Below are 16,496 nucleotides of genomic sequence, written 5' to 3' on the forward strand. Positions count from 1 at the left end.
TTCCTCATCCTTGAAAGCGCAACCATGAATATCCTTCTCGTCTATGCCCATCCTGAACCAAAGTCCCTGAACGGCTCGCTCAAGGACTTCTCGGTCAAGCACCTTGAGGATGCCGGCCACACCGTTCAGGTATCGGATTTGTACGCAATGAATTGGAAAGCGTCGCTTGACGCGGACGACAGCACGGATCGGCAAGCCCGGCCGCCCGGCATGCGCTTCGATCCGTCGCTTGACTCCAAGCGCGCGTTCGAAAATGGCCTGCAAAGCAAGGACATCGCGCTCGAACAGGACAAGCTGCGTTGGGCGGATGCTGTCATCCTGCAATTTCCCCTGTGGTGGTTCTCGATGCCGGCGATCCTGAAAGGCTGGGTAGAGCGCGTTTATGCCTTTGGCTTTGCATATGGCGTAGGGGAACACTCCGACGCGCGCTGGGGTGACCGCTATGGTGAAGGCACGCTTGCGGGAAAACGTGCAATGCTGGTCGTCACTACGGGCGGATGGGAGTCTCATTACAGCGCGCGGGGCATCAACGGCCCGATAGACGATATTTTGTTCCCGATCCAGCATGGAATACTGTATTACCCCGGTTTTGATGTTCTGCCGCCGTTCGTGATTTATCGCACAGGCCGGACTGACGAAGCGAGATTTGCAAAGATCCGCGATGCGCTTGGCCAGCGTCTTGACGATCTTTGGACGACAGCGCCTATACCGTTTCGCCCGCAAAATGCCGGTGCGTACCACATCCCTGAGCTCACGCTGCGGCCAGATGTTGCGCCGGATGTGGCCGGGTTTGCGGCGCATACCGCATGAGCAGGCTTAACTGATGCCCATTCGCTCGTTCCACTTGGCGATATTGACGCCTTTTGCAAGAAGCCATAGGCACAATGACGATTCGCCGATCAATGGCAGAACCAGGATGGCGGGCGTTATCAGTTCCGCGAACGCCGGGAAAAAAAGCGCGGAAAAGCAGGCGACCAGGTAAGCCAAGCCGGCAAGTTGCATCAATATGCCTATGAATTTGGGCAGGTAGCCTGACCTGAAAATCAGGTAGCCATCGACGAGGCAGCCACAGCCAAAAAATATCAGGGCGATGTTAAAGGCAATGCCATGCGAGGCAAGGGCAAGATCCGCGAGGACTTGCAGCTGCCGCGGTTCAAATGCTTTCAGATAGCCGGCATTGCCCAATATAGGCTCTACCAACAATAGAAACAGCTTGCTGATGGCCTCGGTTGCAAGGGACACCAGGTTAAAAAATACGGAAAGCAGGATCAGGCTCTTGTTTACTGGTCTGAGCAGCAGATAAAACACCCATGTCAGCGCAACGGCGCATAAGGGCACGATCAGGTTGCCGGCGACGCTGAGGCGCCACAGTAGCGGCGAGGCCATGATGTTTTGCGCCGTTGCCGCGGCGTCGCCCGGCATGACCAGCCGGTTCATGACGAATCCCTCGGCGAGTCCGCCCAGCACTATGATTGCCAGGTACAGCATGCCGCCCATGCGTGCGTACACTTGGGGGGAAGCCTCGATGGTTCTATTTGTCATGACAGTTTCGCTTGCTACAGAGAAGATTCAATAGAGCCCTGTGAAAATCCGCTTTTTCGCAGTTCCAACAAACGTTGACGCCCGCGTGAAAGCACGTTTGTGCCGAATCGCTAGCCATGGGGACGATTCTAAGGGGTTTTGCAAGGAATACAGGGAGGAAATGATCTGGCGTCCGGTATTTGTTAATATACGAAGGTGAAAAATGCTCCAAAGCCCACATGAATGCGGGCTTTTTTGTTTTTTGCCGCTAGCCGACAGTACGTTTTCAGGCGAACGCGACAATTTGGCAATGGCGCATATGTTTTGATTCCCTGTGCTTGCCAAGGTTGGCCGGGCCAGGCAGTTCCGTATTTCTAAAATTCACCATGAAAAAGAACATCAAGAAGATCATTTTTTGCTTGAGCTGCGCGTCGCCGGCGCTGCTGCACGCAGCCGAGCTGGAGCAGCAACTGGCGCGCTGCTCGGTATTGGGCGACGCCAGCGCGCGGCTGGGCTGCTTCGATGCCCTGGCCAAGGCTGCCGCGGATGCGCCGGTTCCCGCTGCTGCTGTCGATTCCCAGGCTGTGTCTGCCTCGCCGCCGGCCTCAGGCGTCGCCAAAAAGGCAAGCGAACCGGGCGAGTCGCCGATTTCGCATACCGTGCAGAGCTGGGAACTCGATCCCAGTTCCAAACGCGGCGTGTTCGCCCTCAAGTCCTACCTGAGCAACTACGTATTGCTGGCCAATTACAGCAGCTCCACCAACGACGCGCCGTTCGCCAGCGACGCCAACGGACTCAAACCGCAGCACACGGAATTGACTTACCAGCTCAGCTTCAAGATGAAGATGGCGGAAAACGTCGCAGGCAGCCCGGTCGACCTGTGGCTGGCCTATACCCAGCAAAGTTTTTGGCAGGCATACAACCGGACCGATTCCAGTCCGTTCCGCGAAACCAATTACCAGCCTGAACTGATTGCAACGCTGCCATTGAGCATGAAGATCGGCGATTTCAATTTCCGCTACCTCAATTTCGGGCTGGTGCACCAGTCCAACGGCCAGTCCTCCACCTTGTCTCGCAGCTGGAACCGTTTTTATACTGAACTAGGCGCCGAATACGGCAACCTGGCGCTGTCGGCGAGGATCTGGAAACGCCTCGACAATGCAACCGCCAACAACGACAACATCGATATCGTCGACTACATGGGCCATGGCGATGTGCGCGCCATCTATCGCCAGGACGGTCATGAATATTCGTTGACGGGGCGCCGCAATTTCCGGACCGGACACGGTGCGCTCGAAGCCGGCTGGGCCTTTCCGGTCACGACCAATCTGAAAGGTTACCTGCATCTGTTTTCGGGTTACGGCGAAAGCCTGATCGATTACAACTATTCGCAAAAATCCATCGGCGCCGGCTTTTTGGTCGATTTCTAAAGCGCCGCTCCGGTTCATGGGATGTGCAGATCTGGAAAAATATCGGTCTTGTGAGGTGTATCGCACTGTCGATTTACGGTTTGTGCCTATACTTGTCTCATGGGCAAAATCTATATCGGCATCTCCGGCTGGCGTTATGCACCCTGGCGCGGCGTATTTTATCCGGATGGCCTGAGGCAGGCCGACGAGCTGGCGTTCGCATCGCGCGCCTTGCCGTCGATCGAACTCAACGGTTCGTTTTACGCGCTGCAACGGCCCGAAAGCTACAGCGCCTGGTACCAGGCAACGCCGCCGGGATTTGTCTTCAGCCACAAGGGCAATCGTTTCATCACCCACATCCAGCGCTTGCGCGATATTGAAGGGCCGCTGGCGAACGTGTTCGCTTCCGGCGTCTTCAACCTGCGCGAAAAGCTGGGACCGTTCCTGTGGCAGTTACCGCCCAGCTTTCGCTATGATGCCGAACTGGTCGAACATTTCCTCAGCCTGCTGCCGCACGATACGGAGCAGGGACTTGCGCTGGCGCGTCGTCGTGAACCGCGCATGCACGGCCACAGCGCGCTGGCCATCGACAAGAAACGCAAGCTGCGCCACGCGATGGAAATCCGCCATGACAGCTTCATCGACGAATCCTTCATTGCCCTGCTGCGCAAATACCGTGTGGCGCTGGTGGTGGCGGACGCGGCCGGGAAATGGCCTTACCGGGAAGACGTGACCGCGGATTTCATGTACCTGCGCCTGCATGGAGAGAAAGAATTGTATTCGGGCGGTTATACCGAAGAAGCGATTGAGCGCTGGGCGGAACGGATTCGCGCCTGGAGCAAAGGCGCGCAACCGAGAGAAGGCAAATTGATTTCCGTTACCGCACCGCCGCAGCGGGCCAGCCGTGATATCTACTGCTACTTCGACAACGACGTCAAAGTGAAAGCGCCGTTCGACGCGCGCCGCCTGATCGACAAGCTGGGACTGGAGCTGGACCTGGCGCCGCTCGGCGCTCAGAGCGGCTCGTAGCCTGCCTTCCTTAAAACGCTGATCTGCTGTTTCCCTTGCTTGCGAAGAATATCGTATTCGTAACAATAATCGTGCACCCCATTTTCGTCGGGCTCGCTCTTCTCGATATGGTGCGTGCTCGTAATTTCCATACGTTCCTCTGCGCGTCATGGCGTTTCCTGGATTATACGGCGCGGGCGCGCTCCCGCTGTGCAAGAAAGGCGTAGACTGATATCCCTTTTCATGAACGCACCACACCACATGCCTGAACAGTTTTTTTTACCAGGCTTCGAAGCGCCGCCGCAGCCGACCGACCGCTTGTTCTTCGCGCTCATCCCGCCGCCGGACGCCGCCGCAGCCATCGCCCGGCAGCGAGGATTGCTGCGCGATCAGTATGGCGTCAGAGGGAAGCCGATCGGGATCGGCCGGCTGCATGTCACCTTGAGTCACCTGGGGGATTATCTGAGTTTTCCGCAGGACCTCGTCAATGCCGCGATGACAGCGGCGGCGAGCATCAAGGCAGCGCCGTTCGAGGTGGTGTTCGATCGTGCCGGAAGTTTTCGCGGCAGGCCGCGCAACCGGCCTTTGGTCTTGCTGGGCGGAGATGGTGTCGGCGCTCTGGCAGCATTTCAGCAGGCTCTCGGCGGCGCGCTGGAAACGGCAGGAATCGGTAAAGCCAATGCGCACTACACTCCTCATGTGACTCTGCTGTACGACAATCGTTTTATTCCGATGCAGGCGATTGAACCCATCGCCTGGAGAACCAGCGAATTTGTCCTGGTGCACAGCCTGCTTGGCCAGACGCGCCATATACCGCTGGCGCGCTGGCCGCTGTTGCCCTGATTCAGCCGCGGCCGAGCAGCGCATTGTGCGCTTGTTCTTTGTCGTGCGGTTCCAGCTCAACGAGATATTGGATTCTCCCCGCGATCATGGTCGCGACCGGCAGGCCGTCGCGGAACAGTATGCGGTTGCCGGCCAGCGCCGGGATTTTCTCGCCGGGCAGCAGGGTGCCGGCCAGGTTGAGCGGATCGACCGCCGAGATGCGGACCAGGCTGCCGTCGGCAGGACGCCGCCGTACTTCGCGCAACAGCGGGATGGCTTCCGGCAAGGCGAACTGCTCGCCCGCCAGGCCGCCGACAAAACGTCCGCCGCGGATATTGCCGCGCGCTTCCAGGCGATGAAACACCGGCAGCAGCTCGCGCCATGGCGGCAGCCAGCGTGCTTCCCGTTCCAGCAGGCGCCAGAATACAACGCCGTAGCGGCGCAGCAGTACCTGCGCAATGTGTTCCAGCGCCTCCGGATCGCTGCGCGCTTTCTTGTTGGCGATGGCCGCCAGGCCGGCATTGATGCCGCTGTCTGCACGCCGCACCAAGGCCCAGCGGCCGGCTTCTTCCATGCCGCTGGGCATGGCGCTGCGCCGGCGCCGGCCATGGCTGTTGCGTTTGGCTGCCGGCAGCAGCAAGGCGCGCAGGCCGGAAAAACTGTCGGCGTTGACCAGGCCGGTCGCCACCAGCTCGCCCAGCGCGGTTTCCAGTTCAACCGGCAGCAAATGCGTATCGCTGAGCAGTTCGTCGAAGAACATTGCGCCGTCGCGCAGCAGGGCTGCGTGGACTTTTTGCGCGCGCGGCGATATTTCCGTTTGGCCGGCGAGGTTGGGCAGGCCGTTCCAGATACCCAGCTGGCGCCGCGGCAAGAGCACGATAGGCGTACTGCGCAGCGGCCCGCCCGCAGCGCGCAACGGTCCGGCGATGCGGGTCCAGACCAGTTTGCCGGCGCGGCACAGTTCGTCCAGCCACGCGCTGGAATAGTCGCCCAGCCTAGCGGGCAGCATATCGTTTTCCCAGGCGCCGGCGGCTGCTTCAAATCCCTCCAGCTGGGAAACGATGGAGGGCAGCGCATCCCGTCCTTGCAGCCGTGTATCGGGAGACAGATGCTGCCAGTCGAACAGGAAGCGCATGAAATCCTGCCGTTCGACCGGTTCGATTTCGCGCCGCAGCTGCTTGATGGTGTAGCGATGGATGCGCGCCAGCAGTTGCCGTTCGCACCATTCCTCGGACTCGGCGCCTGGCGTGAAGCGGCCGCGCAGGACATAACCTTCGGCTTCCAGGCCGGCCAGCGCAATGGCTACGGTGGCGGCCGGCAGGCCGAGCGGTTGCGCGATCCTGGCTAAGGTTTGCGGTCCGAAACCGCTCAACCTGGCGCGTACGATTTCGCGGATGGCGTCGTCGCGGTTCCAGTCCTTGCGGTCATGTTCGGGCAGCTGCAGCGGCGGGCTGGAATCCGACTGCGGATAGGCAGCCTGCAGACAGGCCAGGCGTTCCAGCGGCACCCACAAGCTAAGCTCGCGGTCGATTTGCATGCGGGTCGCGCGGCCGCTGCGCGCCAGCGCTTTGAGCCAGTCGTTCCAGCCGTCCTCGGCGCTGGCCTCGGTTTGCGTAATGCAAGCCAGACTCATCAGCGCTTCATGCATTTCGTCGGCATCGCGCACATGCGGCCAGGCTTCCTCGCTGACGCTGGCGATGGCGTCGCTGTCCAGTGCGCTAAGATCGTCGGCCGCCGCCGGATCGCTCCAGCGCCGGCTAAGCACCGCCTGGGTGCGCCGTTCTTCCAGCGGCGCATCGTCGAGGAAGGCGTAAGGCCGTGCGTTCAGCACTTCCATGGCTAGCGGCGACGGCGCCGGCAGGTCGCGCGCGACCAGGTGCAACTGTCCTTGTTCGATGCGTTTTAGCAGAACCAGCCAGCCGTCGCTGTCCATCGCTTCGTGCAGGCAGTCGTCTATGGTTTGCTCGACCAACGGATGGTCCGGCAGTTCGCGTTCGCCCACCACGTTTTCGAGGCAAGCCGCCTGGTCCGGAAATACCGCGGCCAGCAAGTCGTCGCTTTTCATCCGCTGCAGCTGCGGCGCGACCTTGCGTCCGCCGCTATAGCGCGGCAGCGCCAGCGAGGTGGTGGCATTCCAGCGCCAGCGCACATTGAACAGGGGCGCGTCGAGCAGGGCCTGGATCAGCACATGCTCGGCGTTGCCGGAGCGCAGATAGCGCCACACTTCGTCCAGGACGAAACTGTGGCTGGTCGAAAGCGAGAGCACGATGGCGTCTTCGGTGGCGGCCGCCTGCAGTTCAAAATTGAAGGTGCGGCAAAAGCGCTTGCGCAGCGCCAGCCCCCAGGCGCGGTTGATGCGGCTGCCGAAAGGTGAATGCAGTACCAGCTGCATGCCGCCTGATTCGTCGAAGAAACGTTCCATCGCCAGCGTGTCCTGCGTCGGCAGCGCACCCAGCGCGGCGCGGGCGCGCGCCAGGTAATCGACGATCTGGCGCGCCGCGCTGTCGTCGATGCCGACCTGTTCTACCAGCCAGTCGATGGCAGCGTTCAGGTTCGGCGTTTGCTCGCCATTGACTGGGTCGCCCGCGAGCAAATGGTCGATCTCGGCGCGCAGTCGTGCGACGCCGGCTGACAACTCATCGCTGCGGCCGGGCGCCTCGCCCAGCCAGAACGGGATACTGGGCGCGGCGCCATGGGCATCCTCGACCCGCACGCGGCCGGTTTCCACCCGCAGGATGCGGTAGGAGGTATTCCCCAACTGGAACACGTCGCCTGCAATGCTTTCTACCGCGAAGTCTTCGTTGACGGTGCCAATGGCTAGTCCTTGCGGCTCCAGCAGGACGGTGTAGTCGGCGTTGTCGGGAATCGTGCCGCCCGAAGTCACCGCGGTCAGCTTGCTGCCGCGCCGGCCGCGCAAGGTGCCGGCCACCGTGTCGCGGTGCAGGTAGGAGCCGCGCACGCCATGGCGGCTGGCATAGCCTTCGGCCAGCATGTGCAGGATCGCGTCATAGCGCGCACGCTCCAGTCCGGCATAAGGTTCGGCGCGGCGGATCAGGGCGAACAGCGCATCTTCGCTCCATTCCTGGCATGCGACTTCGGCTACGATCTGCTGCGCCAGCACGTCCAGCGGCGCGCGCGGGATGCTCAGCGCATCGAGTTCGTCGCGGCGCACGCAATCGAGCAGCGCCGCGCATTCGACCAGGTCGTCGCGTGAGGTCGGGAACAGGCGGCCCTTGGGCATGCCGCCGACCTGGTGGCCGGAACGCCCCACGCGTTGCAGCAGGGCGGCGATGCTGCGCGGCGAGCCGACCTGGCACACCAGTTCGACATCGCCGATATCGATGCCGAGTTCCAGCGAAGCGGTGGCGATCAATACCCGCAGCTCGCCGCGTTTGAGGCGTTGTTCGGCGTCCAGCCGGTGCTCCTTGGCGAGACTGCCATGGTGGGCGGCGACGGCCGTCGGCCCGAGCCGTTCGGCCAGGTGGCGCGCGGCGCGCTCGGCCATGCGCCTGGTATTGACGAATACCAGCGTGGTCCGGTGCAGCGCCGCCAGTTCCGCCATGCGGTCGTAGACCCGGTCCCAGACGTCGGTAGCCATCACCGCTTCCAGCGGCACCGGCGGCAGTTCAAGCGCCAGGTCGCGGCGGCGGATATGGCCGACATCGACGATGGCGCAATCGCCGGGCGCACCGTCCGTCGATCGCCCCACCAGGAAAGCGGCGACGGCTGACAGCGGTTTCTGGGTCGCCGAGAGACCGACGCGGGTAGGCGGCCTGGGACACAGGGCGTCCAGCCGCTCCAGGCTGAGCGCCAGGTGGCTGCCGCGTTTGCTGCCGGCCACGGCATGGATTTCGTCGACGATTACGGTGCTGGTGGCGGCCAGCATGGCGCGGCCGCTGTCGGAGCAGAGCAGCACATACAGCGATTCCGGCGTGGTCACCAGGATGTGTGGCGCGCGCTTGCGCATGGCCTGCCGTTCCTGTGCAGTGGTGTCGCCGGTGCGTACCGCGGTGCGGATGCCGGGGTCGGGCAGTCCCATGCGCACCAATTCGCGGGCGATGCCTTCCAGCGGCGCCTGCAGGTTGATGCGGATATCGTTGGACAGGGCTTTCAGCGGCGAAACGTAGACCACGCTGGTTGCGTCCGGCAGCACGCCGCCGTGGGCCAGGCTTTTGCGCACCAGTTCGTCGATGGCCGCTAAAAATGCGGTCAGCGTCTTGCCGGAGCCGGTCGGCGCCGCGACCAGGGTCGGACGCCCGCCGAGCAGCAGCGGCCAGGCCTGCTGCTGGGCTTCGGTGGCGCCGGCAAAGGTACTGCGGAACCAGGCTGCGACGGCAGGATGGAACCGCTGCATGACGTCGTTGGTTGGGCGTGCCGGCGGCACCGGCGGACGCAAACATGCATCGTCAGGCAGTGGGAGGGGACGCGGGAGGGCAGCTTTAGATGACGTTTTCACAAGAAGACTTCTCCATGGCGACAATTTTATCGCCGTTTCTGGCCCCAGGCAGAATGACGGCTTGGTCCGCGCATGCGCCTGCCGCCGCAGCCTGCATATCGCGGCGATAGCCTTTCTAGGCTAAAATACAGCGTTTGGCCGGCATCTGCTTATGTATTGATTACGTATTGTTGGCAGAAATGCGGTTTTCCTGCAAACCGGCCACTCTCCCACACCAGCGAAAAATCGTCGTTTTTTGATAGTGAAAATGACGGAAAACTGCGAGTATTGACAGTGTCAGGCCCGATATCCATGCGGATTTTCCGCGGCTGACGAATATATGCGAGAAGCACCGTGACCTACAGCATCAAGGAAATTTTCTACACATTGCAAGGCGAAGGCACCCATGCCGGCCGCCCTGCGGTGTTTTGCCGCTTCAGCGGCTGCAACCTGTGGAGCGGCCGCGAAGAAGACCGCAGCACGGCGGTCTGCCAGTTCTGCGATACCGATTTTGTCGGCACCGACGGCGAGGGCGGCGGCAAGTTCAAGGATAGCGCGGCGCTGGCCGATACCATCAATGCGCTCTGGCCCGAGACTTACGCCGCCAGCAAATTCGTGGTGTTCACCGGCGGCGAACCGTTGCTGCAGCTGGATGCGGCGCTGATAGACAGCATGCACGCGGCCGGTTTCGAGATCGCCATCGAAACCAACGGCACGCTGCTGCCGCCGCCGGGCATAGACTGGATCTGCGTCAGCCCGAAGATGGGTTCGGTGCTGAAGCTGCGCAAGGGCAATGAGCTGAAAGTGGTGATCCCGCAGGTCGGCCAGTCGCTGGCGGCATACGAATCGCTTGATTTCGAACATTTCTATGTGCAGGCCATGGACGGCCCGCAACTGGCGCACAATCTGGAGCTGGCGATTGAGACCTGCAAGCGCAATCCGAAATGGAAGCTGAGCCTGCAAACCCACAAGCTGCTGCAGATTCCCTGAACAGATTTTTTAAAGAACCTTTTTACCTATGCTTACCATCACCCGCAAACTTGAATTCGACGCCGGCCACCGGATTCCCGACCACAAGAGCCAGTGCCGCAACCTGCACGGCCATCGCTATACGCTGGAAATCACTCTGGTCGGCGCCGTGATTGAAGTCGAGGGCAGTTCCGACAACGGCATGATCATGGATTTCTCGGACATCAAGACGCTAGCGAAGCAACATCTGGTGGATGTTTGGGACCACGCGTTCCTGGTCTACGAAAAAGACACGGCGGTGCGCGATTTCCTGGCGACGCTGCCGGACCACAAGACCGTCATCATCGACCGTATCCCGACAGTGGAAAACCTGGCGCGCACCGCCTACGATATCCTCAAGGCGGCTTACAAGGACCATTACGGCACCGGCCTGCACTTGCAAAAACTGGTGCTGCACGAAACGCCCAATTGCTGGGCCGAGATTTCCGAAGACCGTTGAGCGGCCCTGCCTATGACGCGTGACGCCATTTATATGCGGCAAGCCATTTCCCAGGCGCGCAATGCCTGGGCCTTGGGCGAAGTGCCGGTAGGCGCGCTGATCGTGAAAGACGGGCAGATCATCGCCACCGGCTTCAACCAGCCGATCGGCAACCACGATCCCACCGCGCATGCGGAAATCATGGCGCTGCGCGCAGCCGCTGCCATCCTCGGCAATTACCGCCTGCCCGGTTGCGAAATGTATGTCACCCTGGAACCGTGCGCGATGTGCGCCGGCGCCATGATGCATGCGCGCCTGGCGCGTGTGGTGTTTGGCGCCAACGACCCGAAGACCGGCGCCTGCGGATCGGTGCTCAACCTGTTCGAACAGGAGCAGCTGAACCATCACACCGAGCTGACGGCTGGCGTGCTGGCAGAGGAATGTGGCACACTACTCAAAGAATTTTTCGCCGAACGCCGCCAAGCCCAACAAAAACAATCGTGACCGAACCTGTCCAAGCACTTTCCAAGAAATCCATCGGCGTCGCGCTGATCGCACCTGGCGGCTACGCCTCCGACGAAGCAGCGCTGGCGCGCGGCATCCTGGCGTTGCAAAGCCAGGGCTGCGTGGTCTATGACTACTACGATCCGGCCGCCAAATACCAGCGTTTCGGCGGCACCGACGCCGCGCGGGTGGGGCAGATCTACGAGGCAATCGATAATCCGCAAGTACAGATCGTGCTGGCGATACGCGGCAGCTACGGCATGTCGCGTTTGTTGCCAATGCTGGATTTCGAGCGCCTGGCCGCCAGCAAGAAGATATTTGTCGGCCATAGCGACGTCACCGCGCTGCACCTGGCTTTGCTGGCGCAGACCGGAGCGCCCAGCTTTGCCGGGCCGATGCTGTGCAGCGATTTCGGCGAGGCCGAGCTGAGCGAGTTGACGATGTCGCATTTCTGGGAGTGCCTGCGGCAGCCGGAACAGGTGCTGCAAGTCAGCGCCGCCGGCAACCCGACGGTCAACGCCAGCGGCACCTTATGGGGCGGCAATCTGGCGATGCTGAACCACCTGGTCGGTACTCCCTACCTGCCGCAGGTCGACGGCGGCATCCTGTTCCTGGAAGATATCGGCGAGCATCCGTATCGCATCGAGCGCATGATGCTGCAGCTGCAATACGCCGGCATCCTGGAGCGGCAGCAGGCGATTGTACTGGGCGATTTTTCCAACTATCGGCTGGCCGAGCACGACAACGGTTACGATTTCGATGCCATGCTGGCTTACCTGCGCGCCCACATAGCGGCACCGATACTGACCGGTTTGCCGTTTGGCCACATCCGCGACAAAGTGACCTTGCCGGTCGGCGCGCAGGCGCAATTGCTGTCGGATGCAAACGGCTTTCAACTGACCACCCAGAATCCGCTTACCCTGGCGCCCTGATTCCCGCAGGCAGAGGGCGCCTGCTCTCTAATTAATTTGACTCTGACCCTAATTTATTTGGTGGCGGCGAGCAGCCATTCTCTGAAGGCTTGCATCGCGGGGGTGGCTTGTTTTGATTTGAGGCGGGTCAGCCAGTAACTGCCGCTGGCGATTTCGATGTCGAACGGGCGCGTCAAGCGGCCATGCTGCAGTTCGCGGGCGAACATGCGGGCCGGCAGCAGCGCTACGCCGGCGCCTTGGGCGGCGGCTTCGGCCATGGTGAGCGAGGAATCGAATACGGTGCCTCGCAGCAGTGGACAGGGCAGGGCAGCGGCGGCGAACCAGGCGGCCCATTCGTCGGTGCGGTAGGAGCGCAGCAATATTTGTCCGGCGAGGTCGGCCGGGTCGCGCAGGAAAGATGCTACCGCGGGCGAACACATCGGCGACAGCGGCGCCGCCAGCAGCTCTTCGGCTTCCGTCGAATGCCAGGCGCCGTCGCCGAAACGGATGGCGTAATCCAGACCTTCGCCGGCGATGTCGACCCGGTTGTTGTTGGTGAACAGGCGGAAATCGACGAATGGATGGGCTTGCTGGAAATCGCGCAGGCGCGGGATCAGCCAGCCGACGGCGAAGGTGCCGACCGCGCCCACGGTCAGCACTTCGCGCAGCCGGCGGCCGTCGCCAAATTGCTGCAGCACAGCCCCTATGCGTCCGAACGATTCCGCCAGCACTGGCAGCAGGGCGATGCCCTCGTCGGTCAGCGCCAGCCCGCGCGGCAGCCGGCGGAACAGTTGCACGCCCATTCTTTCTTCAAGATTTTTTACCTGCTGGCTGATCGCGGCTTGCGTGACGTTCAGCTCGGAAGCCGCGCGGGTGAAGCTGAGCAAGCGCGCCGAGACTTCGAAAGCGCGCAGGGAATTCAAGGGGAGGTGCATGGTGTTTCTCCATCTTTGCAATAGTATTTCTTATGTCTTGCCTTGGATATTGTAGCTTGAGCGATGGCCGGGTCAACGTTATCGTTGATGCCCTGTTCACTACATCCAGAGGGAAAACATGAAACGACGCCAGTTTGCCGGAAACCTGGGAGCTGCTCTAGGAGCACTGGTCCTGGGTAGCTACACACAGAAATCCTGGGCCTCGGCAGCTGCCGCAGCCAAGCCGGCCGCCGATCCTGTCGCCGGGCAATTGCGCCAGATAGAGGCCAAAAGCGGCGGCCGCCTCGGTGTTGCCATCCTCGACACCGTTACCGGCCAAAGCCATTCCTACCGCGGCGACGAGCGGTTTCCGATGTGCAGCACCTTCAAGTTGCTGGCAGCCGGATTGACGCTGCATCGCGTGGATCAGGGGCGGGAGCAACTGGCGCGGCGCATCCGCTTCGAGAAGGCCGATCTGGTCCCGTATTCCCCTGCCACCGAGAAACATGCCGGCGGCGACGGCATGTCGGTGGCGGAACTGTGCGAAGCAACCCTGACACTGAGCGACAATACCGCCGCCAACCTGCTGCTGCACAGCTTTGGCGGCCCGCCTCAGCTGACGGCCTACCTGCGCTCCCTGGGCGACAAGGTGACCCGGCTCGACCGCATCGAGCCGGACCTCAACCAGGCCACCCCGGGCGATCCGCGCGACACCACCTCGCCCAGCGCGATGCTGTCCACCATGCAACAGCTGCTGCTGGGAAATGCCTTGTCGGCCGATTCGCGCAAACAGCTGACCACTTGGCTGCTGGCGAATAAAACCGGCGACAAGCGCTTGCGCGCCTTGCTGCCGGCCGGCTGGCGCGTGGGCGACAAGACTGGCTCCGGCGCTTACGGCAGCACCAACGACATCGGCATGCTGTTCCCGCCCGGCCGGGCGCCGCTGCTGGTAGCGGCTTACCTGACCGGGACCAAGGCGTCGGAAGCAACGCGTAATGCAACCCTGGCGGAAGTCGGGCGGCTGGCGGCATCGCTGGCGGCGAAGTAAGGCGACAGGCTGGAAATTCGGTCGAATTCATGGAAATAGTGGCGGCAGGCGTTGGTTTTATACCGGTTCATGCAGTGCACAAATGTGGATACCGCGGGGGATACTGTATAATGCCGCGACTATCTAACCCCATGATTCAATTAAGAAAAGACCAAATCAAAGATGTTGTCCACCGCAAATATCACGATGCAGTTCGGCCCCAAGCCGCTGTTTGAAAACATTTCCGTCAAATTCGGCGATGGCAACCGTTATGGCCTGATCGGCGCCAACGGCTGCGGCAAGTCGACCTTCATGAAGATCCTGGGCGGCGACCTGGAGTCGTCGGGCGGCAACGTGATGCTCGATCAGAACGAACGCCTGGGCAAATTGCGCCAGGACCAGTTTGCGTTTGAAGAAATGCGCGTGCTGGATGTAGTGATGATGGGACACACGGAAATGTGGGCGGCGATGGCCGAGCGCGACGCGATCTACGCCAATCCGGAAGCCACCGACGACGACTACATGAAGGCGGCCGATCTGGAAGCCAAGTTTGCCGAATACGACGGTTATACCGCTGAAGCGCGCGCCGGCGAACTGCTGCTGGGCGTGGGCGTCTCGATCGACCAGCATCAAGGCCCGATGAGCAATGTGGCGCCGGGCTGGAAGCTGCGCGTGCTGCTGGCGCAGGCGCTGTTTTCGAATCCGGACATCCTGCTGCTCGACGAGCCGACCAACAACCTCGACATCAATACCATCCGCTGGCTGGAAGATGTGCTGAACCAGCGCAATTCGACCATGATCATCATTTCCCATGATCGCCACTTCCTGAACCAGGTGTGCACCCACATGGCCGACATGGACTACGGCACCCTGAAGGTTTATCCAGGCAATTACGACGACTACATGCTGGCTTCCTCGCAAGCGCGTGCGCAGCAGCTGTCGGTGAATGCCAAGGCCAAGGACAAGGTCGCCGAACTGCAGGATTTCGTGCGCCGTTTCGCGGCCAACAAATCGAAGGCGCGCCAGGCGACGTCGCGCGCCAAGCAGATCGAAAAAATCAAGGTCGAGGATGTCAAGCCATCGAGCCGCGCCAATCCTTTCGTGCGTTTCGACGGCGAGAAAAAACTGCATCGGCTGGCGGTGGAAGTGCAAGGCATCAGCAAGGCCTATGACCGGCCGATTTTCAAGAACTTCAGCATCATGGTTGAAGCCGGCGAAAAAATCGCCATCATCGGCGCCAACGGCGCCGGCAAGACCACCTTGTTGCGCAGCATCGGCGGCAGCGACATCGCTGGCCTGGCGGCCGACAGCGGCCTGGTGAAGTGGGCGGAAAACGCCAACGTCGGCTATATGCCGCAGGATCCGACTGAAGATTTTGCCACCGACAAGACGCTCACCGACTGGATGGGACAATGGACCCAGGAAGGCGACGATGACCAGGCGGTACGTTCCAGCCTGGGCCGCCTGCTGTTCAGCGGCGACGACGTCAAGAAATCGGTCAAGGTGTTGTCCGGCGGTGAAAAGGGCCGCATGATGTACGGCAAGCTGATGCTGGGCCGCCATAACGTGCTGCTGCTGGACGAGCCGACCAACCACATGGACATGGAGTCGATCGAGTCGCTCAACATCGCTCTGGAAAAATATGCCGGCACCCTGATCTTCGTCTCGCATGACCGCGAGTTCGTCTCGTCGCTGGCTACCCGCGTATTGGAAGTCAAGGAAAACGAAGTGGTCGACTTCCAGGGTTCCTACGAGGATTACCTGAGCAGCCAGGGCATCGAGTAAATCGCAGGGCGCGGGAATATTTCTGCGCCATGAAGTAAAAAAAGCGTGGCAGATAAACTCTCTGCCACGCTTTTTTTTTTTATCACCGCATCACTTACGGCTGCGGCCGTTCGCCCAGGTACAGCAGCTGGTCCAGCCGCCCGCGCAGGCTGCGGGCGATTTCCTCGCCCTTGGCCTTGAGCACCGCCTCCAGGTATTGCTGGCGCAGTTCGCGGAAATCCTGGATGCTGCTGGCGCGTTCGACCTTCAGTTGCAGGCCGTAGCCGCGCAAGCCGATCATGCTCTTGATGGTGTCGTTGTAAAAGTGATAAATCGCTTCAAACTGGGTTTGTCCCGGTGGCAGCACCTGCTCGGCCGATGCGGGCGCGGAGGGCGGCGGCACGCTTCTCGATGCGGGGGCTTCAGTTGGGGTAGGGCTGCTGCCTGCGCTTGCCTTGGCGCTGCCGCTATCGGCGCTGGCCTGGATCAGGCCGGCTTGCAGCAACTCGTCCAGGTGTTCCTGGCCCAGGCCCAGGCCGGCTACCTTGCGCAGCAATTCTTCGTTGCTGGTCTTGCCGTCCACCAGCAGCAGCAGCGTACGCAGGCGCGGCGCCACGGCCTGGCCGCGTGTTGCTATTTCGGTACGGCCGCGATCGGTTTTGTCGAAAATTATCATGTTGTCCCTGTGTTCTTATAGTGCATCCAACAAAATGCTCGGACATTCAGCCCGGCAG

General features: G+C 61.4%; 14 protein-coding genes. 10 read left to right on the plus strand and 4 right to left on the minus strand.

From position 1 onward, the window contains the following. Positions 1–24 precede the first annotated feature (24 nt). The gene (locus tag CFU_RS07035) at positions 25–810 is read left to right on the plus strand and encodes an NAD(P)H-dependent oxidoreductase (protein ID WP_041741434.1); all 786 of its coding nucleotides are present in this window, start codon (positions 25–27) and stop codon (positions 808–810) included. A gap of 6 nt (positions 811–816) precedes the next feature. Here the strand turns inward: CFU_RS07035 and CFU_RS07040 are convergent, their stop codons facing one another. Continuing rightward, positions 817–1,497 (minus strand): DUF4386 domain-containing protein, encoded by a 681-nt coding sequence (locus CFU_RS07040; protein ID WP_202946138.1) that lies wholly within the window; start codon positions 1,495–1,497, stop codon positions 817–819. Between the two features lie 410 nt (positions 1,498–1,907). Here CFU_RS07040 and CFU_RS07045 point away from each other — a divergent pair, with 410 nt between their 5' ends. From CFU_RS07045 to CFU_RS07055, 3 genes are all read left to right on the plus strand, one after another. After that, the gene (locus CFU_RS07045; protein ID WP_050808501.1) at positions 1,908–2,951 is read left to right on the plus strand and encodes a phospholipase A; all 1,044 of its coding nucleotides are present in this window, start codon (positions 1,908–1,910) and stop codon (positions 2,949–2,951) included. A 99-nt stretch (positions 2,952–3,050) separates the two neighbouring features. Continuing rightward, on the plus strand, positions 3,051–3,959 hold the full coding sequence (locus CFU_RS07050; protein ID WP_014005356.1) for a DUF72 domain-containing protein: 909 nt from the start codon (positions 3,051–3,053) through the stop codon (positions 3,957–3,959). A 222-nt stretch (positions 3,960–4,181) separates the two neighbouring features. Further along, complete coding sequence (locus CFU_RS07055) at positions 4,182–4,781, plus strand: 2'-5' RNA ligase family protein (protein WP_238531412.1); 600 nt, start codon at positions 4,182–4,184, stop codon at positions 4,779–4,781. Between the two features lies 1 nt (position 4,782). Here CFU_RS07055 and CFU_RS07060 read toward each other — a convergent pair whose 3' ends face one another. Further along, on the minus strand, positions 4,783–9,114 hold the full coding sequence (locus CFU_RS07060; RefSeq protein ID WP_148264959.1) for a DEAD/DEAH box helicase: 4,332 nt from the start codon (positions 9,112–9,114) through the stop codon (positions 4,783–4,785). A gap of 435 nt (positions 9,115–9,549) precedes the next feature. Between CFU_RS07060 and queE the strand changes: the two genes are divergently transcribed. The 4 genes from queE to ldcA are packed head-to-tail and all read left to right on the plus strand — an operon-like array spanning position 9,550 to position 12,078. After that, a complete protein-coding gene (queE, locus tag CFU_RS07065; protein ID WP_014005359.1) occupies positions 9,550–10,185 on the plus strand; it encodes a 7-carboxy-7-deazaguanine synthase in 636 nt (211 codons plus the stop codon). Between the two features lie 28 nt (positions 10,186–10,213). Continuing rightward, the gene (queD, locus tag CFU_RS07070; protein WP_014005360.1) at positions 10,214–10,663 is read left to right on the plus strand and encodes a 6-carboxytetrahydropterin synthase QueD; all 450 of its coding nucleotides are present in this window, start codon (positions 10,214–10,216) and stop codon (positions 10,661–10,663) included. A 12-nt stretch (positions 10,664–10,675) separates the two neighbouring features. Beyond that, the gene (tadA, locus tag CFU_RS07075; protein ID WP_014005361.1) at positions 10,676–11,146 is read left to right on the plus strand and encodes a tRNA adenosine(34) deaminase TadA; all 471 of its coding nucleotides are present in this window, start codon (positions 10,676–10,678) and stop codon (positions 11,144–11,146) included. Further along, positions 11,143–12,078 (plus strand): muramoyltetrapeptide carboxypeptidase, encoded by a 936-nt coding sequence (ldcA, locus tag CFU_RS07080; RefSeq protein ID WP_014005362.1) that lies wholly within the window; start codon positions 11,143–11,145, stop codon positions 12,076–12,078. Before tadA ends, ldcA begins: the two co-directional genes overlap by 4 nt. Before the next feature lie 53 nt (positions 12,079–12,131). Here ldcA and CFU_RS07085 read toward each other — a convergent pair whose 3' ends face one another. After that, positions 12,132–12,992 carry a LysR family transcriptional regulator gene (locus tag CFU_RS07085; RefSeq protein ID WP_041741436.1) on the minus strand — a complete coding sequence of 287 codons (861 nt, stop codon included), beginning with the start codon at positions 12,990–12,992 and terminating at the stop codon, positions 12,132–12,134. A gap of 118 nt (positions 12,993–13,110) precedes the next feature. Here CFU_RS07085 and bla point away from each other — a divergent pair, with 118 nt between their 5' ends. Beyond that, positions 13,111–14,019, plus strand: a complete 909-nt coding sequence (gene bla, locus CFU_RS07090) for a class A beta-lactamase (RefSeq protein WP_014005364.1) — start codon at positions 13,111–13,113, stop codon at positions 14,017–14,019. A 162-nt stretch (positions 14,020–14,181) separates the two neighbouring features. Beyond that, positions 14,182–15,783 (plus strand): ABC-F family ATPase, encoded by a 1,602-nt coding sequence (locus tag CFU_RS07095; RefSeq protein WP_014005365.1) that lies wholly within the window; start codon positions 14,182–14,184, stop codon positions 15,781–15,783. A 94-nt stretch (positions 15,784–15,877) separates the two neighbouring features. Here the strand turns inward: CFU_RS07095 and CFU_RS07100 are convergent, their stop codons facing one another. Further along, positions 15,878–16,438 (minus strand): hypothetical protein, encoded by a 561-nt coding sequence (locus CFU_RS07100; RefSeq protein WP_014005366.1) that lies wholly within the window; start codon positions 16,436–16,438, stop codon positions 15,878–15,880. Positions 16,439–16,496 lie beyond the last annotated feature (58 nt).

The organism is Collimonas fungivorans Ter331 (genome assembly GCF_000221045.1).
In the GTDB taxonomy this organism is placed as follows: domain Bacteria; phylum Pseudomonadota; class Gammaproteobacteria; order Burkholderiales; family Burkholderiaceae_D; genus Collimonas; species Collimonas fungivorans_A.